Raw genomic sequence first — 26009 nt, 5'->3', positions numbered from 1 at the left:
CCTGTTTCTGCTTCTTCAAATCAGCACAGTACCTATCCCGGCATCGCATCCCTCACTTCACTTTAAACTTAAGACTGCCGAAAAATCAAAAGCCTGCTCTTTTGCAGTGGTCAGCCTAATCTCAATCATAAGTATTTATTGAGAATTGTACAGTCTTTTTCACCCCTCATTATTACATTTATGTGAAATATTGAACACTTGGGGAATCACCCTCGGTGTACATTGCTGAGCATATGAAAAGCCAACAAAAAACATTCGTTTTTGTTGGCCTGCTCGTCTTGTAAGGCTATATGGAGTTAAACTACTCAGTTTTGGATATAAGGTTTCAAACTCTGCAGCAATGTCTGCAGCTTCCCGGAGCACTCTTCATACATCTGTTTGGCTTCCTTTTTGTCGGTGGAAAGGCTGAACAGTTCCAGATCGGCTTCACATTTCTTCAGCAGTGCATATAGCTGGGGTTTATCCTGCGGCTTTGGCACCTGCACCTTGTCCGCATATAGATCCACAGTAAGTTCGCCATAGGAATCCACCTGGCCGAGGAATACATTTTCAGCGGTTAAACCCTGCTTTTCAAGCTGGCCCTGCAGCCAGCCTCGGGACAAATTCAGCGTATCCAAAGGTTTGTCCATGATCTTGCCGTCCATAATAACGGCTTGAGATTCCTTCTCAGGAGCCACTTTAATGCCCATATCTTTTGGTGTCAGCGCCTGATTCTCCCGGGTAAGCAGGACGTTAATCGCTCCATCCGATTCCATGATCGCAAATTCGACATCTGCCAATTTGAAGACATCCTTCTTCCGCAGCTCCTCCAGCAATTCGTCAGTTGTTAAACGCTCTTTTTTCATATTTTCTTCCAGAATTTTACCGTCTTTGATTAGCACGGTTGACTTGAAGTCAATGAAATCCCTGGCCTTCTTGCTCTTGATTTGCAGAAACTCGATACCAAGGGAGAACGCCACCCAGACGATCAGCGAAATCACCCCCAAATGCCATGTTTTATCGGTATCGAGGGATATGTAAGCCGCCAAGCTACCTACTGTAATTCCAGTGATATATTCGAAAAAAGACAGCTGCGAAACTTGTCTCTTCCCCAGCAGCTTTGTCAAAAAGAAGAGCACAACCACCGCGAAAATTGTCCGCCAAATCACCTCAAGCCATTCCGGCATGATTACTACCTCCTAAGTTTAGAATTACCGCATGTCAACATGCTCATTATTTGTTAAAGGGCGCAGACCTAACCAAGAAATAATTTCTTGTTTAATCCAAAAGACCAACGCTTCGAATTAGAATTTTTTACCTGTATTTCTGCATCTTCACCGGTGGATACTATGATTCGTTCAGTTTGCTAACTACCTAAAAGGAGGCAATATCTAATGACTGTATCCTCACAAGTGAAGACTTGCCTGTCATCGCTGAAAAGCGCGCAAGCGAGTCTGGAGCAATTCGCGATGGAGACTCAAAACCAGCAGGCCAAAACCTTGTTCACAAGTGCAGCGGAACAGACGCAGCAAATTGTGCAGCAGGTTGAAGGCCGTGTAACCGAACTTGAACAAGAGGAGCCACAATACAAAGGCTTCTAGGATGTAATCTTTACTCGTAAACAAAAAGCAGCCGTATCTGCAGACATGTCTGCGGATACGGCTGCTTTATTTACGTTAACACTTGTGCGACCACAGCAGGCGTATTCAGGTACGCCCAGCTATGACACCTGCTTCTACCCAAGCTGCATATGCTTTGCAGAATGGTTCATGACCTCAGCAATTTCAAGCTTGCGGCCGGTCTTGGCACTCTCAAGGGCGCCGAATACCATCGCCATGCTGTAGCGGTTATCCCTGCAGTCTGTTTCAGCAGGACGCTGCTCGGAGAGCGAAAGGAACATCTCTTCCAGACAGCCATGATGGAAGGTCTCATCCATCGAAACGGCCTGTGCTTCTACCTGCTCATAGTCACGGATGAACTTACCGGACTGGTCACCACCTGCGATTACTTCAGCATAAGGCATGCCTACACCATCCCAGAGAATAACCCCTTTCTCCCCCTGAATCCGCCACGACGCTTCCCAAGAGGTGGGTGCACCTTCCGCACACCAGGACCCTTGATAGCAAAATACAGAGCCATCCGACATTTCGAAGATGCAAATAGCGGCAGCCTGGCCTTCATACCAGGAGCCGGGTGGATTAAATTCCTGACAGTACACTGTAACCGGATCAGCTCCGCTGATAAAACGGGCCTGATCGAAGGTATGTATGGCCATGTCCAGCAGGAGCGGACTGCTCATCACCTCGCGGAAACCGCCAAAATGGGGGGCGAGGAAGAAACTCGCTCCGATATAACCCGTCCGGCCGACCGTACCTGCGTCGACAAGCCCGCGCAGCGAGCGGATGCGCGGATCGTACCTGCGGTTCTGCATGACAGCATGTGTTCGTCCGGTGCGTTCCGACAACGCAACAATCTCATTGCACTCCTCCATCGTTTCAGCCAAGGGCTTCTCGCTGAACACGTCACATTCCAGTTCAAGTGATGTACTTGCGATAGAATAATGACTGGACGGAACTGTGACGTCAAACACAAGGTTGGCACCCGTTTCTATAATTGCCTGCCGTATCTCCGTAAAGGCCGGAGTGGAAAGCCCATATTTCCCGGCCATAGCCTGTGCCGACTCCAGCTTGATATCTACAAGGGCAACGATTTCGACCTCCGGGCGTTTCAACGCATAGCTGATCCATTCATTGGCCATTCCTCCGCAACCGGCAATCGCAACACGGTATTTTGCTGTCATTGGTAGTTCCCCGCTTTCTGTATTAGACCGGATTGGGTATAAAGCTGCCGCCGCGGCAGTGTTTCAAATAGTTCAGAGCATGAACTTGTCCGGTCATCTCCAGCTCATCACGATATACCGGGTCATGCCAGCCTTCAATGTCGATGGTACCTTTGTAACCGGCTTGGCGCAAAATCGTGATCACATCAGCCCAGTTCGTGTCTCCAAAACCCGGGGTCCGGTGCCATACATAAGGCTTCGGACCATGGATGCCGTATTCCTTGACAATGTCCCAGGCGATTGTAGCATCCTTGCCATGGACATGGAATATTTTATCCGTCCACTTGCGCAGCTGCGGGAGCGGATCAATCAGGGCGACCATCTGGTGGCAGGGCTCCCACTCCAAGCCGAGATTATCTGCCGGAACCGCGTTGAACATCTTTTCCCAGGCTGTAGGATTATGCGCAATATTCCAGTCTCCGGAGTCCCAATTACCGCCCATCGAGCAGTTCTCAAATGCAATTCGCACCCCCCGGTCAGCCGCTCTCTTGGAAAGTTCCCCGAAGACCTGCGTGAATTTAGGTATGGATTCATCTATTGACTGCCCTGTCAGACGTCCTGTGAAACCGGATACCATATCTGTGCCGAAGAGATGGGCATGATCAATCAAACGTTCCCAGCTGGCCAGGGTATCAGCATTATCGCCGGCACCGGTTAGCGGGTTGCCGAATATGCCGACTGAGGAGATAACAAAATCATGCTCTGCAGCCAGTTCCCGTACACGCGCCGCGGTTTCTATCAGATTCGTCTCTCCGATGGTCTGCCAAAAGGTAAGACTGAAGGATTCAAATCCGTGTCCAATTATTTGAGGAATCACTCTTACAGCATCTCCCCCGCCAACCAGTGTTCCGATTCTCATTGTATCTTCCATCTTGTGTACCACTCCAATATTGGTTTATAGTAAGTTCAGCAAATCAAGTATATAGCTCATTTGGTGTGAATTCTCGTTTTATCTTGTGTTAATATAGCTCAATATTGGGGGAGTTGAAAGAAGTCATGACTTATCCGAAGGAGCTTAAGGAATACCCGCAGCTCGAAGAGAAAACCTATCCGTTCCGCCTTTTTTTTAATGAGTGCCGAGAGGCTAAAGTGGAACAGAATATCCTTTTCTTGCATTGGCATGAGCATTTCGAAATCATTGTGATGCAGGAAGGCCATGCGATCTTTCATGTGGACAGCAAACCTTATGAAGCCGGGCCGGGTGATGTGATTATTGTTCCTTCAGGCGGTTTGCATGTCGGTTACAGTTTATACAGCGGGGATATTTCTTACGTATCCATCGTGTTCCATGCTTCACTGTTCAAAGACAGAAACCAGGACTCCCAGCATGAGCAATTCGTTGCACCCTATCTGAATAACCGGTTTCAGTTTCCGGTCAAACCCGCCGATCTGAACCCGGCTTGCTCCTGTTATTATCCCCTGCTGCAAGCCATCATTGCCGAAGTGCGCAGTAAAGGCCCTGCTTTTCAACTGGTTGTAAAGAACCAATTGCATTTGTTCTTTACCCTGCTGTCACGCAGCTTTCCGCCGCAGCAATTGTCAGAGAGGCATCAGAGCGAGCGCCATTCCATTAACCGCGAACGCTTTAAACCGCTGCTGGAATATCTGGAAGCTCATTTTGATGAGAAGATCTCGATTGAATGGGCTGCAAAGTTTGTCAATCTGAATCCTTATCATTTCTGCAAAACCTTCAAAAAGCTGACCGGACGCACCTTTATCGACTATGTGAACTTAAGCCGGATCCATGAAGCTGAACGTCTGCTGCTGGAGTCGGATTTGACTGTGACAGAAATTGCCGGCAAAGTGGGCTGCGACAACCCCAATTATTTCACCAAACTCTACAAGCAATACAAAGGGATTACTCCTTCCGGGGCGCGCAAATAGTTCACTCCTCCACATAACACGTAAAACAGCACCGTTCCTGGGAAGCGAACGGTGCTGTTTCTTGGGCAGGAAGATCATAATTAGCTTTCCTTCAACTATAATGATGCTTTATTGATAATTACATTTCGGATATCTCCACCCAGCGTCTCTGTTCAATGGAGCGTTCAACAGCTTCCAGAACAGCCTGACATTTTACTCCGTCATGGAAGTTTGGCTCCGGCTGGCGTCCTTCCGCAATGGCGGTGGAGAGCTCCAGCATCTCGTGGATAAACGTATGCTCGAACCCGATGGTATGGCCCGGCGGCCACCAGGCTTCGGCGTAATCATGGGCCGGATCGGTGGCAAGCACACGCCGGAAGCCCTGAACATCCTCGTCGTCCGAGGTCAGGTACACCTCCAGCTCATTCATCCGTTCGAAATCGAATTTCACACTGCCCAGACTGCCGTTAATCTCAAAAGAATTGGTCGAACGGTGACCCGCAGCAAAACGAGTAGCTTCAAAGCTGCCCAAAGCACCACTTACAAACCGGGCCAGAAACAGTGTCGCATCGTCAACAGTCACTTCTCCTGTTGGGGCATCTTTGCTTGCCTTCGCACTTAAGCCGGTCATCTCAGCGGCTAGCGGACGCTCTTTGATAAAGGTCTCGCTCATTCCGATTACTTCCTGCATATCGCCGACCAGGAAATGGGCAAGATCAATTAAGTGTGCTCCAAGATCGCCATGCGAGCCGGAACCGGCAATCTCCTTCTGCAGTCTCCACACCAGCGGGAAATCCGGATCTATAATCCAGTCCTGCAGAAACCAGGCACGGAAATGATAGATCTTCCCGAGTCTTCCGCTCTCAATCAGCCGCTTCGCCAGCCTGACTGCCGGTGAGAACCGGTAATTGAAGCCGACCATATGAATGATGCCCGCATCCGTCGCAGCCTCCAGCATCTCACGGGAATCCGCAAGATTCAGCGCCAGCGGCTTTTCGCAGAAAATATGCTTGCCTGCTTTGGCTGCTGCCAGAGCAATTTCCTTATGGGCATTGCTGGGCGCGTTGATATCAATGAGGTCAATATCCTCCCGGGAGATGAGCTCTTTCCAGTCGGTCACACTATCAGACCAGCCAAGCTGTAAAGCTGCTTCTTGCAACGCAGCGGTATTCCTCCCGCATATCATAGACATTTCCGGTCTCAGTGCCTGCGGAAAAAACATGGGAAGGCTGCGGTAGGCGTTGCTGTGGGCTTTACCCATAAACTTGTAGCCGATCATTCCGATGCGGAGCTGTTTCATCTTATTCCTCCTTTGGTTCACTTTTCTTCGATGAAGCACGAACGAAGAGTTCCGTGGCTAATAACTTTGTAACCGCTTAATGTACACGCGTACATTCTTTCATGCCATTTCACATTCGTCAACCTGAAATTTCTTTCACCCTTTAGTACTTCCCCCAAATCGGTTCGCCGCTTCGGGCATCAATGTATCTCAATTTACAGTTGACGAATCCACTAGAAGGCTCAGACCGTGGAATAGTTACAAGTTCATAAATCAGCCGGTATACCGGCCGCACCGCATTAGAATCCTTAATCCATCTAAGCTTGACATCCATATATCGCTTATAGATTTCTAAGGCTATCTCAGGTGTTAGCAGCGGGGCAAGCCTGGGCTCAGCCAACTGTTGGAGCATCTCGCAAGAGACGCCGGAATAAAGGCAGGTATTCCCGGTTGCTGTGCTGATACTAATCGTTACCCGCTCTCCGTTAACCGGGATCTCGCCAATGTAGACAGGCAAAAAGAAAAACTCACGGCTGCGGGGTTCATCCTCCAGGTCATCCTTATCAACTTCCAGCCGCAGATAGGAAGCATAGTCCGGGAACACCTCACGCAGAAACCCTTCCGCTTTAACCCAGCATTGCTGCCGGTTCAGGGGAGAAAGCGGCTGCTCCTTTCCCGGGTCATTCCGATGAAAGCGGAGCAAGGTTCCTGTCGTCTTTTCGATCTGCAGCTTAAACGGAGATTCCAGATTCCTGAGCTTGTCTCCCCACCTATACTTCATATATCCGTCTACAGAGAGTGCTGCCTGCTCAGGTTCATCTTCCAGTTCATCTATATGCCTGTACTGCAACATAATACGTTCGCCATCGTCTGAAGACTTCTCAAGCTCGTATAGCTCCGGATTTATGCCAAGCAGCTGCTGCCAGTCAGCAATGCTGCGGTTTGCACCCGTTTTAGCTTCTTCCGGCCCACTTCCCGCAGTTTCTGTCGGCCCTTCATCGACTTTGAGCGAATGAATTGATGGCAAAGCGTAATGTTCAGGTCCGAAGCAGTCCCTTCCGCTTACAGCATCAATAAATCGCATAAGCGGAGCCGGATTATATACCATCCGATACTCATCTTCTGTACCGGGCACATCGTAGATGGAAGGAGAAAATGCTGTGATTTGCAGCTCCATATGGGTATGACACAGCAATTGTTCTTTTACTGCACCTTCGTTAACGAGGACGGCAGGCCATTCCGGTGTTGGAGCTGATTTAAGATGATGACGGTAACGGATAATGCCCAGCCCTTGATCCAGCGTCACCTCACAACCTGTGTCCGGGAGAGGCAGGCCACCGACTTCTTCCCTGTACGTAATTCGTCTTCTGCTGTCATCCGTATGAATCCAAGTCAAACCAGCCGCGTCCGGCGCATGCTTGCCCACAAAGGCATCTGCGATTTCCCTCGCTTCCTCCCCCATGCCCTTGGGATCTTCCCTGTCATTGGTTTCCTCATTAGGTTCCAAATCCACATTCAAGTCCACCAGACAACCGGTAGCCAAATCCAGAGAGATCTCAAGGGTCCATTCCCTGTTCTCCGGGTCTTCCCAGATAAAAGAGCGATTGACCGCATCCCGCGTTGGCGTGCTGTCTTCCATCACCAAACGGTAATGCTGGGGAATTGCGACAATGTTCATTGCTTGCGTGCGCAGTCTATCAAAGTTTGCTTCCATTTCAACCTCCAGCCCATTGAGTTACTCCGGATAATCTTTCAGCCAAACCTGTACATGCTTCAAAAAACGCCGGGTTGCCGGTGATGCATACTTCATCGAATGAACAGCAATACCAAGCGAGCGAAAACTGCGCTCCTCCAGCTCCAGCATAGCTACATTATGATTCTGGCGCGAGATGACCATTTCAGGGAGAACACTGATGCCGAGACCATTTTCCACCATTGCAATGATGGCATAATCATCTCCGGCCGTGAATTTGATATTCGGCTGGATTCCCGCCCGCTCAAACACACGCCTGGCATCATAATCCGATCCGGCCTTCTGAATAATAAAATCCTCATAGGCCATTTGCGCAAGCGGCATATATGGTGCTTTGCTCAAGGGATGGTCTTGGGAGAGGATGGCCAGCATCCGGTCCTGTTTCAGGGGAAATACCTCAAATTTATCCCGGGTGGGGAGTGAAATAAAACCGCAGTCGACGACCCCAGCCTCAATCCACTGCTCAATCTCCAGATAGCCGCCCTCCATCAGCTTGAATTCAATATAAGGGTATTCCTTGCGGAACTCTTTAATCATCCCCGGCAGCCAATGCACAGACACACTGGTAAACGTGCCAATCGTAATCGTCCCCGTTTCCAGCCCGTGAATGTCGGCAACCTGCTGCTTCAACTGCTCATTCCATTTCAGGATCTCACGGATAGGCTGCACTACCTGCTCACCGTTGACCGTTAATTTGACCCCCGAGCGGTTTCTTACCAGCAGCGAAAAGCCGAATTCCATCTCCAGGCTGCTGATGGTATGACTGATCCCGGACTGGGTAAAGCCCAGAACATCAGCGGCTTTGGTCAGGCTGCCCAGCTCCACAACCTTCAGAAACACCTCATATTTAGTGATGCTCAAGGACTCCGGCCCCCTTCTTAACTTACATGAATTTTCCTCATGCTTCCTATGATAAACATTCAGTTACCTTATGTAATAAGCCATATTATACTATAATCACTTGACGTAAAGAAGGATGATGACGAGATGAAGCCGCTTAAGGCTGAGCTAATGCTCATTGTAGTAACGATGTTCTGGGGTTCCTCCTACATCTTCATGAAGATGGGACTGGATACACTGGGGGAATTTAATCTGATTGCACTGCGTTTCGGCCTTGCTTTTGTGCTGGCGGCCATTTTGTTTCACAAGCGTCTACGCAGAATAGACCTTAGAACCTTGAAATATGGAGCACTGCTCGGATTCCTGCTGCTGTTCGTATTCACCTGCATCACCTTCGGACTGAAGACAACTACTACCTCCAATGCCGGATTCCTGGTCGCTTTGACCGTTATTTTTGTTCCACTGATTGATGTGCTTGTTTTCAGAAAAAGAGTCGCTCCCCCGCAGATCTTTGGCGCTGTGCTGGCCATTTCGGGGATCGGGCTCCTGACCTTAAATTCCTCGCTGCATGTGCAGCCGGGTGACCTGCTGTGCATCCTGTCAGCAGTATTTTATGCTGTGCAGATCCTTGTCACCGGCAAAGCGGTAAAAACCTGCGACTCCTTGAATATCGGCATTTTGCAGTTAGGTTTTGCCGGTGGGTACGCCCTTGTGCTGTCTGCTGTCTTCGAGACACCGTCATTGCCGTCTTCCATGCCAGGCTGGATTGCGATTCTTGCGCTTGGCATTCTCTGTAGCGCCTGCGGCTTTATCTTACAGCCGGTAGCCCAGAAATACACTACCCCGACACGCACCGGCCTGATCTTCTCCCTTGAGCCTGTGTTTGCTGCCTTTTTCGGCTTCTGGTTTGCCGGGGAACAGCTGTCCATGCAAGGTTACACCGGGGCAGCGCTAGTACTGCTGGGGATCGTCGCCTCCGAACTGCTGGGAAAAATGCCGCTGAACGCCAACATGAACCGAATGCCGAGAAAACGCAGGGCGGATTTGTGAAACAGTCATGGCTATGGAGGCTTTGCGTAGGGATTTCGGATTTTTCGTAAATCATCCCAGCTTGTTATTCTACATTAAAGGTAAAGTACTGTTTCGGAAAAGGCTCTTTAATCAGCGTAAAATGCCACCACTCTTTACTGTACGGCTTAAACCCATGCTTCGCCATAGCATCTTTCAAAAGCTTGCGGTTGGCATGCTGCTTGGCGCTGACCAGTGAAGTATTATAATAGGAGATCTCGCCGAAAAAATCATACCGGCTGCCCATATCGACCAGGGCAGCCGTTTTTTTGTCGGCGAGAGACAGATCAATCGTGCTGCCTCTGGAATGTCCCGACTTTTTGGCGATAAAACCAAGCTTGAACAGATTCTGTTTGTCCAGCTTAGGATAATACTGCAGCTTCATCTTAATGTCTCCGGCATCCTGCGACCAGCGGACAAAATGATTAACTGCTTTTTGCGGGCGGTAAGCATCATATATTCTAAGAATGTATCCTTTTCGCTCCAAATCGTCACTAACCTTCTTCAATGCCGCCGCCGCCGTTTTTGAGAAGATCGCCAGAGGAGCTTTGTACCCGTCAACCCGTGTACCGGTAAAATTATTATCGCTATAATAACGAATTTCATATTGTGCGGTTGGAATGATCTCATCCAGATAAACAAAACCATTGGGCAGGTTATTCTTCTTCTGGGTGCTAACTTGCTGTGCTGATGCGCCTGCCTTCTGTCCGGGTTCACCTGCCGCTGTTGCAGAGCTTTCGGTGTTGCCTGAGGTCATCCCCAAGATCAGCAAGAGCATGATCGCCGTCAGCCTTTTGCCTGTCCTATGCTGCTTCATAATTAAGATAAAGCTCCTTCCTTCCCCTAGTTCGGATCCAAGTACGTATTGATAAACTTTTGAACATCAGGAGTAAACTCATTGTTATTGCGGTCCAGCAGTGCGAGCAACTCCTCTATGGTTCTGAGAAGTTCGCTATCTCCGCTGCCGGTCAGAATTGCAGCTTCATAAGCTTGCCGGAGTTCAGAGTTAATAATAACCGGAGCACCTTCTTCGATATAATCATACGCTGGTGTATTGCCGGAGCCAATGAACAGATTTACTTTTTTACTCCATAGTGTAAGTTTGACCGCTTCAAGCCTGTCAGAGAGCGGATACCTTCTAACGAAATCTTCCATTGCAAGTGTCCTGGCCAAAAGCTCATTCCAGCTAATTATGATTGAACCTTCCTTGAGACTAGGCTTGTTCGATTCTGCTGCCATCATATCTATATATGTTCCTATATCAGTCTTAATATGAGGCTTGAACGCCTTATAGCTTTCATAATTCATTACCGGATAGTACATGCCTTCACTGGTTCTGATTTTATACCCTTTATCTCGTCCTTCAATTAGTACTGTACGTATCTTGGAATCTTTAATGTTGTTTAGCAAGGAGGTATAGGTAAGTCCGTTTTTCCGAACCGCTGCGTCAATCGCCTGACGGACCGCTTCCGAATCCAATTTTTCCGTATATTTTGGCAATTCGGCCTTCTGCGCATTTTCTAACTGCAAAGTCATTTGGGTAGCATACCAGAGCCCGGCTTCGTCAATATGATTGATGAGATAGCTGCGCGCCTTAACGAGTGTAGATGACTGCTGTACATATGTCTGGAACTGTTTGTACACGGCTGCGGATTGCTGTGTACCAGCGGCGTAAGCAGGCTTAGCTACGAATGCTGAGTATCCTGCCGCCGTACCCAGAAGAATGGATAAGCTTAGCAGGATCTTTCTATTCCAATGTGAACCGAATTGGCTCTGCTGTGTCATAATGCCCCCCTTATAGTACGTGATTCATGTTCAGCAGGTGTGATATCCTTGCGCCGGTAGATGCCCATAAGCAGTCCAAGCGCCGCATATTCAATGAGAACATGGCCCCCATAGCTCATGAACGGAAATGGAATGCTGGTCAGAATCATTTTGCCGCTTAGCACCAGCAGACCGTAGAACAGTCCCATAGCAAGTATGAGTGACAGAGCAATAATAACACTCTTGCCATAATAATCTTTCACTGCCTGAATTGAAGAGAAGAGCTTGATTAAAAACCAAAGAGTTATACCCAGCAGCACCAGCCCGCCGCCCCATCCGAAGCAGTATACCAAATAAGCAGGAAGCATATCTGAATATGCATACGACAGCCTCTCGAATTCAGCACCGAAGCCATGTCCGCTCCAGCCTGCTGAAGCAATGACCTCATTCAGGGTCTTATAGACAAATCCACTGGACTCCAGATTAATATTGTAATTGATTGCACCCAGAATCCGGTCTCTCATCTGTTGATTATTCCCCGCATACCGGAGGCCCGCCGCTAGAAAAAAACCACCGATCAACGTCGAACGCAACCAGGCCCCGGAAAGCCAGGTATACAATATCAGAGAACAGACCAAATACAGCAACAACACAGGTATGGGGCCAGCAATGATATAGGCCGCCGCCGGTCCAAGGAGAATAACTAACTCCGGGAGCAAATTCCGCTTAGTTCCCAGCTTGCCATCCGCTTTAAATTTTGAGAAGATGCCTGCCAGCGCAACCAGCACAATATAAGGACTATAGGAGACCAGGTTGATCACGATTCCCCCAAAAGCCAAAAAATAAGTCCGGCTCCCGTTCACATAGAGGCCCCATTTCAAACTTGCGATTATCCCTGCTATTGAAAAGATGTACAGCAGCCAGGACAGCTTTTGAAGCCTGCGAAAATTGATGAAATAGCAGGCAGTCATTAAAGCAATCCCGATCAACATAAAGCTTAATTGCTTCGGCAGAAAGCTTGCAGGAACTCTCGGGTTGTTCATAAAGCTTGCTTCCAATGAGCTCATCCCCAACAACCCAATCGCAGAGAACAACAGCAGAGCTCCCAGCAAACCCCATGGAGTCCTTGGTTTATGAATATGATGCAGATCCTTTCCTACAGCTTTCGGATCACCCATTTGCGCAACCGCCAAAACTTCTGCCTCTGCTTTGGATGCACCAAGACTTTCCTGCTCAATCATCAGATCCTCCAAATGGCCCCTAAGCTCGCTGCGGATCTCGGCATGCATTTTCTTGGCTTTGACTTCACCGCATACGTTGTCCAAATACTGCTCCAGCCCACTTTTCGACTCCACTATGCTCCGCCCTCCCCAATTACAGTATCCACCGCTTTTTTAAATAAACGCCACTCGGACTGTTTCTCCTTCAGCTTCTCCGCGCCTTCCTTCAATATCCGGTAATATTTGCGCTTCCGCCCCTCAACCTCTACCCAGTAAGACTCTACCCAGCGCTCACTTTCCATCGCATGGAGAATGGGATACAGTGTACCTTCTTTTAAGGAAAATACACCTTCGGAACGTTGCTCCAGCTCCTTGATCAGCTCATATCCGTACTGCGGCTTGTCCAGCAGCAGCGTTAGAATCAACGTCCCTGTGCTGCCCTTAAGCATTTCTTTGCTGACTTTCATTTTGTTAACACTCCCTTCAGGATTCAATTAGGCCAAAGTCTGACACCGTTCCTTAATACATCGTTATTCTATGTACACTATACATTATTTCACAAATATCGTCCAGCATATGGAAAAAGCACACCCGCATTGCGGATGTGCTTCTAAAACTACAAATGTTCTTATTAGTGCATCATGCCCTGAGCTTTGTGCTGTACAATGACACGTTTCAGGAAGAAGGCGACAACCAGTCCAACAATAGCCATAATCATTCCGAAGATAAAGGCGTTCTGAACCCCATGTGTAAATGCCGGAACAATATTGATAGGATCGGCTGGATTAGTTACGGTCTTCATGAAGCTCTTCGAGCCAGCGGTCATGATGCTGACTGCCAAGGCAGTACCGATTGCACCGGCTACCTGCTGCAGTGTATTCATAATGGCAGTTCCATCGGGATAATATTGCAGCGGAAGCTGGTTAATCCCGTTCGTCTGGGCAGGCATCATAATCATCGAAATCCCGATCATCAGCGCACTATGAAGCACGATAACGAACACAACGGTGGATGTTGGAGTGATGCTGGAGAAGAACCACAGGGATACCGCTACAATGACCAACCCTGGAATCACGAGCCATTTAGGTCCATATTTATCGAACAAGCGTCCCATAATCGGCGACATCAGACCATTGATAATTCCGCCTGGAAGCAGGAGCAGACCGGCTTTAAAGGCAGTATAACCTTGGCCTTGCTGCAGATACATCGGAAGAATCAGCATGGATGAAAGGATAACCATCATACAGATGAAGACCATAAGCACGCCAACTGTAAACATAGGATATTTGAATGCACGCAGATTAATCATCGGCTGCTTCATCGTTAATTGGCGAACAGCGAACAGCACGAGTGCTACTACACCGATAGCGATGGCAATAATTACTTTCGGGCTTCCCCAGCCCGCTTCTTCACCGGCACTGCTGAATCCGTAGACAATGCCTCCAAAACCTAACGAAGACAGCAGAATGGAAAGTGCATCAATTTTCGGCTTCGTCACTTCAGAAACGTTCTGCATAAACAGAATTCCGAAGATCAGTGCAGCTACCAGGAACGGCAGCGACAGCCAGAAAATCCAGTGCCAGCTTAAGCTCTCAATCAATAGTCCGGCAATGGTTGGGCCGATTGCAGGAGCAACCATGATCACGAGTCCAATCAGTCCCATCGCTCCCCCTCTTTTCTCGGCTGGGATGATGAGCAGAATCGTATTGAACATCAGCGGCAGGAGCAGTGCAGTTCCCATCGCTTGAACGACGCGTGCCGTGAGCAAAAACTCAAAACTTGGCGAAATGGCAGCCAGGAAGGTTCCCAGAATTGAGAAACTTACCGCAGCGATAAACAACTGTCTTGTTGTGAACCATTGCAGCAGCAAACCTGAGATCGGAACGAGAATTCCGAGTGTCAGCAAGTAAGCCGTTGTCAGCCATTGGGCCGTTGTAGGTGTGATATTCAGCACCTGCATTAAATCCGTCAATGCCACGTTCAACGCAGTCTCACTGAACATGCCGATAAATCCGGCGAGCAATAAGGAGACGAGGATCGGAATTGTCTTGAACTTTCTTTCTGGGGTTTGCTTCTTTCCTTGCATCGTTGCTTCCACTCTTGTATCCTCCTGAAAATGTATAGTTTTCTCTCTATATTCTTTCTTGTCAATCCAGTATGGCGGGTATAGCTCTAGCAGCTGCAAGCAGCGGCTGTGTATTGCGGTACGTCAATGTCTGGAGCAGTGCCCCTTCAAACAAAGAAATCACAACGGAAGCCTTATCGGCTGCCATTTGTTGATCTGTGCCTTCAGCAAGCAGCTGTTGCATGACAACGTCCTGCCAGTCGTTGAATACGGCTTGGCATGCTGTCCGCAGCTCCTCGCTGACGCAGGAGGTTTCTACAGACAGCCAGAAGCTGAACGGAACAACGCCTTTAAAGGTTGAGTTCTCAGCATCAGCAGCCATTCCCAGAATGAAATCCTGAATCGCGATTGCCGCACTTTTGCCATTTTCCACATAATGACGCAGCTGCTTAGCGACGATCTCACTGGTCCGGTTAATGCAGGTCAAGGCCAGCTCCTCTTTGCCACGGGGAAAATAATAATATAGCGATCCCTTCGGCGATTCACTGTCTTTGATGATCTGACTTAGCCCGGTAGCATGATAACCTTGGGTAAAAAACAACCTTGAAGCGGTGTCCACAATCGCCTCCCGTGCATTGTGCTTGTTCGACAAGCTCTACACTTCCTTTTACTTTTATAACAATCGGTCTACATAATAAAACCACGGAAGAGGCCTAAATGTCAACGTGAAATTATTTTAAAATTAAACTTTACGGTGCCTATTGAAAATCACCGCTCTAACTAGATAAGGAACTGTAGATCAATTTGAAGAAGCTTAATAATGAAAAAACTGACCAGGATAAAGCCACCTGGTCAGAGTTTTTAACCCGTATTCAAAGCAGAGTCACTAATCCAGTTCCTGACACCACTCTCTCATGTTGATAAATATCTTTTTAATAACAAGACTGCTTTAGCCCGGTCATTGGTACCGATCTTGGAATAAATGTCACTTAAATAGTTCTTTACCGTTCCCTGAGTCAAAAATAATTTTCCGGCAATTTCCTTTGAGTTATATCCTTCAATAAGCAGCCTTGCAAGGTCAAGTTCTTTTTGCGTTAGCTCAAGTTCCTTACCTGCTTTTTCAAACCCCCTGTTTTTATTGCGGATCGTGAGAGCAAGCTTTTTTGCCACTTTACCAGTAAGCAGCAAATTTCCGGAGAGCGCTTCATCGATGGATTGAACAAGCTTCTCTCCATCGATGTCTTTAAGCAAATAACCGGAAGCTCCGTTGCATAAAGCCTCTATAATATACTCATCATCGTCAAAGGTCGTTAAGATGAGTATAATCACATGCGGGTGGAGCTCCTTAATGGCTTCGGTTGCCTTTACGCCTCCCATACCCGGCATGCGGATGTCCATCAGGATGACATCCGGAACAACCGAGTGCAGCCGTTCAAGTGCTTCTTCGCCGGTTTGGGCCGTCCCAACAATCTCTATCTCCGATCTTATCGAAAGCAAAGTTTCCAGACCTTCAAGCATAATTTTATGATCATCCACAAGCATGACGCTGATTTTGCGATCGCTATCCATTAACCGTCCCCCTTTGCAACAGGCATCCGGACATGGAGTGCAAATCCCTTCATAGGCTCACTTTGCACACTCAACTGACCTCCGATGGCCTCAATTCTTTCTTCCATCGTTTTCAGACCAAACCCAAATATGAATGAATCGCTGCCGATTCCATTGTCCTTTACCCTAATATGAATCGTATCTTGCTGCTCAAGGACAGAGATCTCCATTGCACTTGCTTTGCCATGTTTTAGCGCATTGGTGATCGATTCCTTTATGAAGTTGATCATAACATACTTCTGAAGAGAAATTAGATGGGTGACCTCTTCAAAATGTAAAATAAATTGAACACCCGTCTGCTTTTCCGTATCGGTCATGATCTTCTGTATTCCTTCCTTAAGCCCCAAGTCGCCAATAGTCCCTTCCTTTGCTTTTAATGTTTTGACAACCTGACGGATATTGCCGAGTCCTTGCTTCAGCTGCTCGCGTGCGATGAGGATCTTCCGAAGAGATTCCTCCGGTTTTCTATCGAAGAGCAGTTGGGCTCCCTCAAGGGCGACGATCGCTGTAGTTAACGTGTGTCCCATCGTATCATGAACCTCTTCCGCAATCCGCGTTCTCTCTTTTAATGCCGCCATCTCTTCTCTAGTTCTAGCTTCCTGGATCAAAGATTCGTTTAATCGAAGGTTCATATCCCTTTGATTGAGCAGCAGCTTGGTGCTCCAGATTGGTATTACCAAAAACGAATAGCTCAAAATATGGAACATATTCCGCCATAAATCTTCTCCGCCTGGTGACCACAAAAAAATGTAGGCTAAATATCCACCATAAGCAAACGGAAAAGCATACCACGACTTGTAGTGTAAGAGAAGATCCGCAATAAAGAGAACAAATACGATACTCTCGATTTCTGTTCTGCTTCCCAGGAATAGAAGAAAGAGGAGAACGATTTCGACAATCGGGGATACGGCTACAATGGGATGATACTCAGGATGATTTAACACTCGTTTCGAGTGTCTTAAGAAATAGAGCCCGATTAGGATCGTAACCACCGCAAAGCCTTTATATTGAGATAAAACAAAGTAAAGCAATAACAGGACCACGTAAGAGCATGCCAGTCCAAAGAAAAATAATTTCGATACTTTCGTATTGCTTAGGGTATGAACTGTTGAAATATTCATGAAACCACACATCCTTTAGAAATCGCTCACTTCACAGCATGATTCCTAGAATGGCCGCAATAACGCCTAAAAGCACTGGTATGGCTTCCACCCCGTGAATGATGACGGATGGCCAAAAGCTGCGATATCTGACATTTAAAAAGCCGAAAAAAATCGATCCGATGAGAATCATAGGAATATCCGTTATTTTATGCAGGTGGTAAAAAGCGAACAAAACGCCGTTCATGGCCCAATCCCATCTTCCAAAGGCTCCCTTCATCTGCGGCAGCAGAATGCCACGGAAGAACAACTCTTCTCCCAGTAAATAATTAAACAAACAACTGACAAGCGCAATACCAAGCAGATACCAGGCACCGACAAATTCAGGAGCCATCAGATTTTGTATCTTTGTATACTCCTGAGGAGCCATAAACGGGAAAATCCGGTTGAGCGCTTCTCCTACAAACTGGAACAAACCTGAGTTTTCAAAGAAAAAAGCGTATAGGATGATCGGAAGCGTGAATGAATAAGCGACTTTGTAGACTTTAAACTTTTTCGGATGAACCGGATGATTCAGCCACAGTCTTTTTTTCAGCTTCTCCCAGCTTAAACTGCCCAGTTCTTTTTTCAAGATGATGACAGATAGTACAAACTGCCAGATCATGCCGACAATCATAAGCATCCAAAAGACAATTAGCGGATGAAAACTGACGATTGGCACCAGAAACGGCATCAGTCCGAATCGAATAAAGAACATTGGCAACGTGACTATAGCCCATAAACCCAATATTTTTCCAACACTATACTGCTTGATTTCTATTTCGTTATTCAACCTTCCCGCTCCTTCTTGACAAATATATTCCCCGTCGTAAATATATTAAAAAAGACCGTCATATGATAAGTGACGATCGTCATAAGCCATCCGAAAGAAGGGAGTTCTCCCCACAATTGGACGGTGCTTCCGCCATTCAGTTATTAGCAGAAAAAAGCCCTCAATCCCGAAGGAAAGAGGGTCTTAAAATGATGTGCCTACTGTGCGATTTTAACTGTAAAGCATCTACTATTGATGTTTTTCCAGAACCCGTAAACCTTATAATCTCAATATCCAATTTGTCTTTATTTCACATTTTAATTAAAACAGCTTTTTTCAAGAATATACTCTTCGTTGGAATTTTTTAAAACTATATCAAATTTTTGATGATACGGGTGCATAAATAAATCATATTGAATTCTACGCTCTTCATGAGATTTTCTTAAATAATTAATATCTGTTCCTCTTTCAGAAACATCACGTATACTCCTTCTCATCAACTCGGTTTCTCCATCCGTATATAAGTAAACTTTCAGGTCATACAAATTTGGGTCTGTAAAGGCAACACTCATGCCTTCCACTATATTTATTTTGTTGTGTGAAGATATTAACGTACTCTTTGTATAATTCGTGCCTATTGTATAAAAATCTAAACCATCTCTTAACATATGTATGTCTCTTTCTAAAGCGAATATATGATGAGCAGCAGGGTGACAAGCAGTCATTTTTTCATGATGAAGTTCATTGTTATATTCATAGTCGATAAAAGTGTATTTCCTAAGATGAGAGCTGACAATATAGGGGTCAGTATTAATATAATTCACATCATCATGTCCCAGAAGCTTTAAAAAACTATGGGCAAACGTTGTCTTTCCAGATGCACCATGACCCGAAATCCCAATGGTGACTCTTTTAACCTCACCGCTAATCAAATTGGCTATCTTCTGTAATACCTGATCCATATTTGCCCCCATTCCTATTCTATTAATTGATGTTCATTAACTCTCCATAAACCATACATAATTAGGTAATTTGCACAAAAAAAGCGCAGAGTTGCTGGTTTCAACACTACGCTTTTATTGGTCATGCGGACATCTTTTTTTTCAACTTTTCTAGCTAGTTTTAATGCACCTTGATCGATATATTTTCATATAATAATGCGACAAATTGAATCTCCACCACTTAGCTGACGCTTGAAGGGGTGGATTCTTGCGAACAGAGGAGCAACCTCCTCTTATGGGCAAGCGATCCCTGCGTTCCCGCAGTTCTATGTTTTATTTTTATAGGTAATTGCTATACCGCTACCTGTTTGATATTATGAGCCGCATTTTCATCCCGATCATGGTGTGTTCCGCAAGCTACACATGTCCATTCTCGAATCGAGAGGTTCTTCACTTCGGGATGGATCGTGCCGCATACGTGGCACTGCTGACTGGTCGGCTCGAAGGTGTCGGCAACCCGGAGGGTTCGTCCATACCAGGATGCTTTATACGTCAGTTGACGCACCCATTCGCCCCAGGACGCATCAGCGATGGACTTGGAGAGTTTGGGATTTTGAATCATATTCGCCACATGCAGATGTTCGATGCTGATCGTTTGGCACTCACGGATCAGCTTCGTTGTCATCTTGTGGAGAAAATCGTTCCGGGAATTTGCAATGTGTTCGTGAATACGAGCAATGTGTTTCTTGGCTTTCTTCCAGTTGGAGCCCCCTGGTGTGCGTCTTGCCAAACGCCGCTGCCACAGCGCAAGCTTTTTCTCGTATTGACGGTAAAACCTGGGGTTGGCAAAATGTTCGCCGTTGGAGCACACAGCGTATTCCTTAAGCCCCAAGTCAATGCCGATATGTGCATCTGCTTGTGGGAGCGGGGTCTTTTCGACCTCGCAAACCAGGGAGACAAAATACTTATCGCTGGCGTTTTGCCGTACCGTAGCGGACAGTATACGACCCTCCAGCTTCCGAGAGTTGGCGAAACGCATCCAGCCGAGCTTGGGAAGCTTCAATTGGTTGCCTTCAATGGCGATATTTCCGTTCGTGAATTTCGTGGTGTAGCTTTGTACTGGATGCTTCCGGCTTTTGAAGCGAGGCGCTTGATTTTGCTTTTTGAAAAAGCGGTCAAAGCTATCTGCCACATGCCGAACGGCGGACTGTAAAGCAATACTATCGACTTCTTTGAGCCAGTCATATTGTGTTTTTAGGAAGGGGAGCTGTGTCGCACAGGTCTGATAGGACAAACCTTTGCCTGTCTCGGCATAGGTTTGGTTCCACTCTTCCAGGAAATGATTGAACACAAAGCGGCAACAGCCAAACATTCGACGAATGAGTTGCTGTTGCCCGGTATTCGGGTAGATGCGGTATTTATAGGCTTGATGAACGATCATGTGCGACACCCCCTTTTGTAGTATTTTCTTACAGTGTAGCACATATGTTCGCTGAATAGTTGAAAACCGCCGATTCATCTCCGCCTATAGAGGTCGGAATCTTTTCGGCTTTTGAAGAAAAAACTATTATAACATGCGACGCTGCGCGCTTAAATGCACACCGTGAACCATATTTTATAATACCAATTTGTTCCATACATCAATTATGGTTAAATTTCACTGATTCCCTTTCCATCAAAGTGTTATATGCCCTCATGTCTTTTTGAGTTATCGTTTCCCGATAGTTCAATGACTAAGTACTTAGTAAAAGTTTCATACCCTCATGACTAGCAACAAATCCAAGTCGTTCATAGAACCGATGGGCATCTTTACGTTTTTTATCAGTTGTCAGTTGAATTATCCCGCACCCCATTGCTCTAGCCTCATTAATAGCATAACGAAATAAGGACTCTCCAACTCCTGTGCCACGATAATCACTGTCAATACGAACACCTTCAATTTGACCGCGTGTCGTTCCTAATCTTGCAATCCCCGGAATAATTGTAAGCTGAAGACAACCAATAACTTCGTTGTTATCCAAAGCAACGATTATGGAATTACCAATCTGCTGTTCAATCTTTGCAAAAGCATCAATGTATGCTTTTGGCAGTGGGTGTTCAAAACGCTCACGGGTAGCCCCCAATTCATCATCCGCTAATAAACGGACAATTGCAGGAAGATGGTTTACATTTGCAGTTTTGAATTCCATAAGGACCTCCAATATTTCATTGTTAAAATACTATATTACAATGGTATACCTTCTTCAACAAGACTGCCCTTATCCCCCCCATTAGAAGCTATTACATCTATGTTTGCTTCTAAAGGGAGGTCTTAATCTTCTAACCTGCGTGAGCTTGCGTTTCCTGTTAGCGGAAAAGTTATTATTAACTGTCTTTCTATAGGACTGTAAAGATTCTACTTTAGTGAATAGTTGTTTCGAGAGCTCTGTCCAGATCATGTGATGCTTCTATAATAGCTGGCTCCAAATTACTCAGCCATTCGGAATACTCTAGACATGTTACCATGGATGGATCCTTCCTTAGCTTCTTGCATCGCTTCAAATTCTCTTTCCATCCGCCACTAAGATGTAAAAGCCCCCAATCTGCTGCCTGGCTTTTAGACAGGATGACACCTTCCTGCCACCAAGCTATAAATTTGGAAGCTAACAAGAGCCAGTCAACGGAATGCAGGCTCAACCAGTCATCCCCATAGATACCTTTATTGCTACTTCAGCCATCAAAGCCCTCTATATCTATGTATAACCGTGCTAATTTTTCAAATCCAGCTTCATCTGTCGTTTGAACTATAATTTCTAGTTAGAATAAAAATAGTAAGTGTTTGTTTTCTTTCATCTTCTTTATAAATTTAACGATTCCTCGAATAATAAATATTGATAAAATGATAATAATGACTGGAGCAATTTCTAAAATAAAAACAGGAAATAATGCTGATAATGAAACGAAAATCTCGTAAATAAAAAAATAATCAACTATTCCAACAACTACAAAAGACATTACAATCAATTGAAATTTCTGATAATAATAACTAAGCCTATAATAGGCTCTTCTTAAGTAATCAAAAGCAGCTTTCATACTTCACCTCAATTCTATTTATTTACAATATGCTACGATTATGTTTAAAAATGGTTTCATGTTTTACTTTAGTTCAATCTATATAAAACTCTATTTTCTTCTGACACCCGGAACGAATAATGCCCTTCCGGCTTCCTGCAGGGAAGCGAAAGGGCTGAAAAGTTTTTTTTCTTGTTATTTGGAACTTTGTACTCGTTTTTTTGAAACGGTTTCTGCTTAATCGGCCTTGTCGGCAGCCTCATAGATAAGGCAGCGCAGGGCCTGATTCGGATAGCGGAATTCCGCTGTATAGCTGCTTCCGTCTTCCAACAACAGTTTCACTGCCACCATCCCGCGTTTGTTGTTAACTTCGGTATCGGTCAGATAAGCTTTGACAATGTTTCTTGTTTCCCCCTGCTTGTCCGTAACGATCTGGGTGGCTTTTTGAATCCAGCTGGCATCCTTTTGAATGGCACTGGCGGCCGCTTTGTCGATGGGAGTTCTTTTCAGCGCCAAATTAATTGCTGTCGTATCTAGCACGACCCCGGTTTTCGCATCAATTATTACGTGATATTGCCAAAATTCCTTGCCTTGCCCCCGCAGGGTTTGCGACTTATAAGGAGACCAATGAACGCTCCAGGTTGGATGTTTGTCCAGTCTTAGTTCATCTAGAATAACTGTCGTTTGCAGCTTGGAAATATCGGCATCAAACAGCTTGCGCACACTTTCAGCCGCCAGCGCCTGCGCTTCAGCCTTGCTGAATTCCTGCGGCAGGGGGGGCGCAGTCACATTCCGTTTGGACAAGATATAATTGACCCGGTAGGACCAGTCAATCAGCTGCAGCAGCTCTTCATCGGTCAAACTCCGCTCCGGGTATGTGTACGTATTGGTCTCCAAATCCAGATACACTTCTGCTTGTCCCGGCTTTAACGGCAGCTGCTGTTTGGGGCGGAGCCCATCATACACATACTGGTCATCCAGAACCAGTCTGCGGTTCACTTCTGAATCGGTCATTTCCCGGCCTGAATTGCGAGGATCGCCCGGCTTGTCTATGAAGTCATAGATCTGCTGGATTTGCGCCTCAGTCATCTGCTTAAGCAGGTCTTCTTTCACAGTGGACACCGGCGCCGGTGCCTCAACTTTCAGCACAGGGACGGTGCTTCCGGTTAAAGCCAGCTGGGCACTACCCTGAATTTCCGGGCTGTTCTTGGCGACGACTGCGGAGTTCACTAAGCTGGGGACGAGAGTCGCGCTGACAGTGAGCACAGCTCCTGAAAATAGGATAACAGCTAACGTAGCAGACAGTTTGTTCTTGCTCAATTGTATTACCTCCATTGGGATCAAAGATGTTGAATCTGTCTATACCTTAATCCCAAGATGTTATGGAGTAGGAGGACAGTTGTTATGGAGTTGTAAAAAGATGCGGATGCTTGTCCCTTCACCAAGAACAGATTGCAGCTCAACTCTGGCTTGATGCGCCTCGGCAATTTGCCGGCACAAGGAGAGACCGAGACCGGCATTGCCATAGGTCCGTGAACGTGCAGGGTCCGCCCGATAGAACGGCTCGAAGGCACGCTTGCTCTGTTCCGCCGTCATCCCGCTTCCGCTGTCACGCACTTCCAGCACAGCCTCCCCGTTCTGATTATAGGCTAGCAAGCGGATCTGGCAGCCTGGCTTTGAAGCATGAATGGCATTTTCGATTAAATTCACCAGAAAGGATGCCAGCAGATCGGCATCTCCCCACACGGTGGGGATGGAGCTGTCAATCTGCAACAGTATTCCGTTCTCAGTTATTTTTTGATGTTCCGTCTGCACTACCGCCTCGAACAGTCCAGAAACATCCACCTCTGACTGCACCAGAGGCTGGTGCCGGAGGACGGACAAATCGAGCAGCTTAAAGGCAAGATTCTTCAGCCTGATCGTTTCACTCCAAATATAGCGGCCAGCCTTTATCTGTTCTTCCTGGCCAATGTTCGCCGAAGTGAGAAATTCAGCGAAACCTTGCATACTGGTCAGCGGTGTACGCAGTTCATGGGCAAGATTATCGACCATCCGCTGTTTATCCTCGGCCATGTCGGAGAGATCGGTCATCCGCTGCTCCACCACCGAAGCCATCCGGTTGAAATTGAGTGCCAGCTCTCCGAACTCGTCCTTACTGTGCAGCTCCACACGGTTCGAATAATTGCCCTCAGCGATTGTCTTGGTCGTCTCCGACAGCTGCTTGAGCGGCTTGGTCAGTTGGCGGATGAGGAGATAGAGCAGCAGCGCCAGCACCGGACCTACAATCCAGTTAATCATTACAAAGAAGTGGTTCAGCTCCTGCTGCTGGGCATACAGCCCGCTGATATCGCGCTTATAGGCCAGCTCCATATGCTGGTAAGGAGCAGGAAGCGGCATGGATAACCGGATGGTATGTTCATCCTGCATACCGTCCTTTCCGCCCGTATTCGGGTAGATTAGCCGACCGTTCTCCCGCAGCTCCAAGCCAATTCCTTGTGTGCGGTAGTGTTCACCATATGACTCAGCCACACTGAGCAGCAAGACAGGGGTGAGGGTGATGCCCCGTGCCAGGATAGAATCAAGATTCTCGTATATATTATTGGCAATCAGCAGCTGCTCGCTGGCCGCCCGCTTAGTCTCGCTGTCCATGTTCAGCTGCCAGCTTTTTTTCATCACCATAATTACACTTACATCGAGGGCTGCAATGAAGAGCACGAGGACGGAGAGGAGAATCTTATGCCAGAACCGCATGGCTAGACCTGAACTTCCAGGCGGTAGCCCAGCTTGAATACGGTTTTGATTCGTTCTTCCCAGCCCAGTTTTTTGCGCAGCTGACGGATATGGACATCCACGGTGCGGGTGTCGCCGGCAAAATCATAGCCCCAGGCCAATTCAAGCAGCTTTTCCCTCGAGAGGGCTATATTCCGGTTGCGGATCAACACTTCGAGCAGCTCAAATTCCCGGGTGGTCAAATCCACCGGCAACTGGTCTACCCGGACCTGACGTTCCGGAAACCGGACCTCCACCTCTTCGCAAATAAAAGCAGAGGCAGTTTGTTCGTTCCTGCGCAGCACGACATTGATACGGGCCAGCAGCTCAAGGATTTCAAAGGGTTTTATAATATAATCATCCGCACCTAACTCGAACCCTTTGATGCGGTCTGCCAATGCATTTTTGGCCGTAATCAGAATTACCGGAATCCGCAAGTGGGCAATCTGCTGCATCACTTCAAACCCGTCCATACCGGGAAGCATCACATCAAGCAGAATAAGATCCGTTCGCTCCTGTTCTAGAATTCCAGAAACCTCTGAACCGGTATAAGCTTTGGAATACGTGTGTCCGACCAGCTTAAGGTTCATGGTAATCAAATCGCTGATCGGCTGTTCATCTTCAACCACTAGTATATGGGCCATCCACTGAATATCCTCCTGATTCCTATAGTAGCGAAAATTTCTGTTCACATAGACTTCATCAGCTAGCATCAGCTTACAAATTTAGCGCGTATTCTTTACAATCCGGACCGTCACGTATCGGTAAAGCCTCGGTCGTCCAGCACAACATAGATCATATTCAGCCCTTCTTTCTTGTGTTGTTAACTATTTACACTTTAACATACCAGATTTCAGAATTCTTCATGACTCTTTCGGTTTGGCGCTGAAAGTCACTTTTTTAAGTCTCTTTTTTTGGAAGAAGGAAACTTGCAGACAAAAAACAGCTTAACTTTCAAGGCTGAAGGAGTCAAAGAATAATTCATTTGAGTTAAACTGTTGAAGCGACTGAGCCATGTGGACTAAGGACATTACCTACACGAACGTAAAGGATGGAAAT

At 46.8% G+C, this 26009-nt stretch carries 26 protein-coding genes; 3 read left to right on the top strand and 23 right to left on the bottom strand.

Annotated features, from left to right (window positions below; all coding sequences use genetic code 11):
* Positions 1–305: 305 nt before the first annotated feature.
* Positions 306–1166, bottom strand: a complete 861-nt coding sequence (locus H70357_RS16060) for a DUF421 domain-containing protein (protein WP_038591402.1) — start codon at positions 1164–1166, stop codon at positions 306–308.
* 207 nt (positions 1167–1373) lie between these two features.
* On the opposite strand from H70357_RS16060, the gene H70357_RS16055 reads away from it, so the two are divergent.
* Positions 1374–1580 carry a DUF1657 domain-containing protein gene (locus H70357_RS16055; RefSeq protein ID WP_038591399.1) on the top strand — a complete coding sequence of 69 codons (207 nt, stop codon included), beginning with the start codon at positions 1374–1376 and terminating at the stop codon, positions 1578–1580.
* Between the two features lie 134 nt (positions 1581–1714).
* Here H70357_RS16055 and H70357_RS16050 read toward each other — a convergent pair whose 3' ends face one another.
* Complete coding sequence (locus H70357_RS16050) at positions 1715–2779, bottom strand: Gfo/Idh/MocA family protein (RefSeq protein WP_038591396.1); 1065 nt, start codon at positions 2777–2779, stop codon at positions 1715–1717.
* A gap of 22 nt (positions 2780–2801) precedes the next feature.
* Positions 2802–3689: a sugar phosphate isomerase/epimerase family protein gene (locus H70357_RS16045; RefSeq protein WP_038591393.1), complete on the bottom strand. Its 888-nt coding sequence runs from the start codon at positions 3687–3689 to the stop codon at positions 2802–2804.
* A 125-nt stretch (positions 3690–3814) separates the two neighbouring features.
* Between H70357_RS16045 and H70357_RS16040 the strand changes: the two genes are divergently transcribed.
* Positions 3815–4702, top strand: coding sequence for a helix-turn-helix transcriptional regulator (locus H70357_RS16040; RefSeq protein WP_038591390.1), 888 nt, complete (start codon positions 3815–3817; stop codon positions 4700–4702).
* Between the two features lie 118 nt (positions 4703–4820).
* On the opposite strand, the gene H70357_RS16035 is transcribed toward H70357_RS16040, so the two are convergent.
* The 3 genes from H70357_RS16035 to H70357_RS16025 all read right to left on the bottom strand — a co-directional run bounded on the left by H70357_RS16035 (position 4821) and on the right by H70357_RS16025 (position 8574).
* Positions 4821–5981 carry a Gfo/Idh/MocA family protein gene (locus tag H70357_RS16035; RefSeq protein ID WP_038591386.1) on the bottom strand — a complete coding sequence of 387 codons (1161 nt, stop codon included), beginning with the start codon at positions 5979–5981 and terminating at the stop codon, positions 4821–4823.
* 142 nt (positions 5982–6123) lie between these two features.
* The gene (locus H70357_RS16030) at positions 6124–7674 is read right to left on the bottom strand and encodes a YcdB/YcdC domain-containing protein (protein WP_038591383.1); all 1551 of its coding nucleotides are present in this window, start codon (positions 7672–7674) and stop codon (positions 6124–6126) included.
* Positions 7675–7695: 21 nt separating this feature from the next.
* A complete protein-coding gene (locus H70357_RS16025) occupies positions 7696–8574 on the bottom strand; it encodes a LysR family transcriptional regulator (protein ID WP_038591380.1) in 879 nt (292 codons plus the stop codon).
* Positions 8575–8700: 126 nt separating this feature from the next.
* Here H70357_RS16025 and H70357_RS16020 point away from each other — a divergent pair, with 126 nt between their 5' ends.
* On the top strand, positions 8701–9603 hold the full coding sequence (locus tag H70357_RS16020; RefSeq protein WP_038591378.1) for a DMT family transporter: 903 nt from the start codon (positions 8701–8703) through the stop codon (positions 9601–9603).
* 64 nt (positions 9604–9667) lie between these two features.
* On the opposite strand, the gene H70357_RS16015 is transcribed toward H70357_RS16020, so the two are convergent.
* The 17 genes from H70357_RS16015 to H70357_RS15935 all read right to left on the bottom strand — a co-directional run bounded on the left by H70357_RS16015 (position 9668) and on the right by H70357_RS15935 (position 25594).
* The gene (locus H70357_RS16015) at positions 9668–10438 is read right to left on the bottom strand and encodes a M15 family metallopeptidase (protein WP_038591375.1); all 771 of its coding nucleotides are present in this window, start codon (positions 10436–10438) and stop codon (positions 9668–9670) included.
* A 26-nt stretch (positions 10439–10464) separates the two neighbouring features.
* Complete coding sequence (locus H70357_RS34370) at positions 10465–11406, bottom strand: hypothetical protein (RefSeq protein WP_052092059.1); 942 nt, start codon at positions 11404–11406, stop codon at positions 10465–10467.
* On the bottom strand, positions 11403–12740 hold the full coding sequence (locus tag H70357_RS16005) for an FtsW/RodA/SpoVE family cell cycle protein (RefSeq protein ID WP_038591373.1): 1338 nt from the start codon (positions 12738–12740) through the stop codon (positions 11403–11405). Before H70357_RS16005 ends, H70357_RS34370 begins: the two co-directional genes overlap by 4 nt.
* Positions 12740–13072, bottom strand: a complete 333-nt coding sequence (locus H70357_RS16000) for a PadR family transcriptional regulator (protein ID WP_038591370.1) — start codon at positions 13070–13072, stop codon at positions 12740–12742. The genes H70357_RS16005 and H70357_RS16000 overlap by 1 nt, the downstream gene beginning before the upstream one ends.
* A gap of 164 nt (positions 13073–13236) precedes the next feature.
* A complete protein-coding gene (locus tag H70357_RS15995; RefSeq protein WP_038599661.1) occupies positions 13237–14691 on the bottom strand; it encodes a DHA2 family efflux MFS transporter permease subunit in 1455 nt (484 codons plus the stop codon).
* Positions 14692–14752: 61 nt separating this feature from the next.
* Positions 14753–15322 (bottom strand): TetR/AcrR family transcriptional regulator, encoded by a 570-nt coding sequence (locus tag H70357_RS15990; RefSeq protein WP_038591368.1) that lies wholly within the window; start codon positions 15320–15322, stop codon positions 14753–14755.
* 260 nt (positions 15323–15582) lie between these two features.
* On the bottom strand, positions 15583–16239 hold the full coding sequence (locus H70357_RS15985) for a response regulator transcription factor (protein ID WP_038591366.1): 657 nt from the start codon (positions 16237–16239) through the stop codon (positions 15583–15585).
* Positions 16239–17399, bottom strand: coding sequence for a sensor histidine kinase (locus H70357_RS15980; protein WP_038591363.1), 1161 nt, complete (start codon positions 17397–17399; stop codon positions 16239–16241). The genes H70357_RS15985 and H70357_RS15980 overlap by 1 nt, the downstream gene beginning before the upstream one ends.
* Before the next feature lie 31 nt (positions 17400–17430).
* Positions 17431–18210 carry a CPBP family intramembrane glutamic endopeptidase gene (locus tag H70357_RS15975; protein WP_038591361.1) on the bottom strand — a complete coding sequence of 260 codons (780 nt, stop codon included), beginning with the start codon at positions 18208–18210 and terminating at the stop codon, positions 17431–17433.
* A gap of 296 nt (positions 18211–18506) precedes the next feature.
* The gene (locus H70357_RS15970) at positions 18507–19151 is read right to left on the bottom strand and encodes a uridine kinase family protein (protein ID WP_038591358.1); all 645 of its coding nucleotides are present in this window, start codon (positions 19149–19151) and stop codon (positions 18507–18509) included.
* A 331-nt stretch (positions 19152–19482) separates the two neighbouring features.
* Complete coding sequence (gene tnpB, locus H70357_RS15965; RefSeq protein WP_038591356.1) at positions 19483–20571, bottom strand: IS200/IS605 family element RNA-guided endonuclease TnpB; 1089 nt, start codon at positions 20569–20571, stop codon at positions 19483–19485.
* 292 nt (positions 20572–20863) lie between these two features.
* Complete coding sequence (locus H70357_RS15960; protein WP_038591353.1) at positions 20864–21319, bottom strand: GNAT family N-acetyltransferase; 456 nt, start codon at positions 21317–21319, stop codon at positions 20864–20866.
* Positions 21320–21530: 211 nt separating this feature from the next.
* The gene (locus H70357_RS37140; protein WP_442950473.1) at positions 21531–21779 is read right to left on the bottom strand and encodes an aminoglycoside adenylyltransferase domain-containing protein; all 249 of its coding nucleotides are present in this window, start codon (positions 21777–21779) and stop codon (positions 21531–21533) included.
* Positions 21780–21926: 147 nt separating this feature from the next.
* The gene (locus tag H70357_RS15950; protein WP_038591348.1) at positions 21927–22202 is read right to left on the bottom strand and encodes a hypothetical protein; all 276 of its coding nucleotides are present in this window, start codon (positions 22200–22202) and stop codon (positions 21927–21929) included.
* 216 nt (positions 22203–22418) lie between these two features.
* Positions 22419–23501: a hypothetical protein gene (locus H70357_RS15945; RefSeq protein ID WP_231578438.1), complete on the bottom strand. Its 1083-nt coding sequence runs from the start codon at positions 23499–23501 to the stop codon at positions 22419–22421.
* Positions 23502–23561: 60 nt separating this feature from the next.
* Positions 23562–24854, bottom strand: a complete 1293-nt coding sequence (locus H70357_RS15940; protein WP_231578437.1) for a HAMP domain-containing sensor histidine kinase — start codon at positions 24852–24854, stop codon at positions 23562–23564.
* An 80-nt stretch (positions 24855–24934) separates the two neighbouring features.
* Positions 24935–25594 (bottom strand): response regulator transcription factor, encoded by a 660-nt coding sequence (locus H70357_RS15935; RefSeq protein WP_038591339.1) that lies wholly within the window; start codon positions 25592–25594, stop codon positions 24935–24937.
* Positions 25595–26009: the final 415 nt, after the last annotated feature.

This window comes from Paenibacillus sp. FSL H7-0357 (genome assembly GCF_000758525.1).
Classification (GTDB): domain Bacteria; phylum Bacillota; class Bacilli; order Paenibacillales; family Paenibacillaceae; genus Paenibacillus_AQ.
This window is presented reverse-complemented; position numbering and strand designations above follow the sequence as displayed.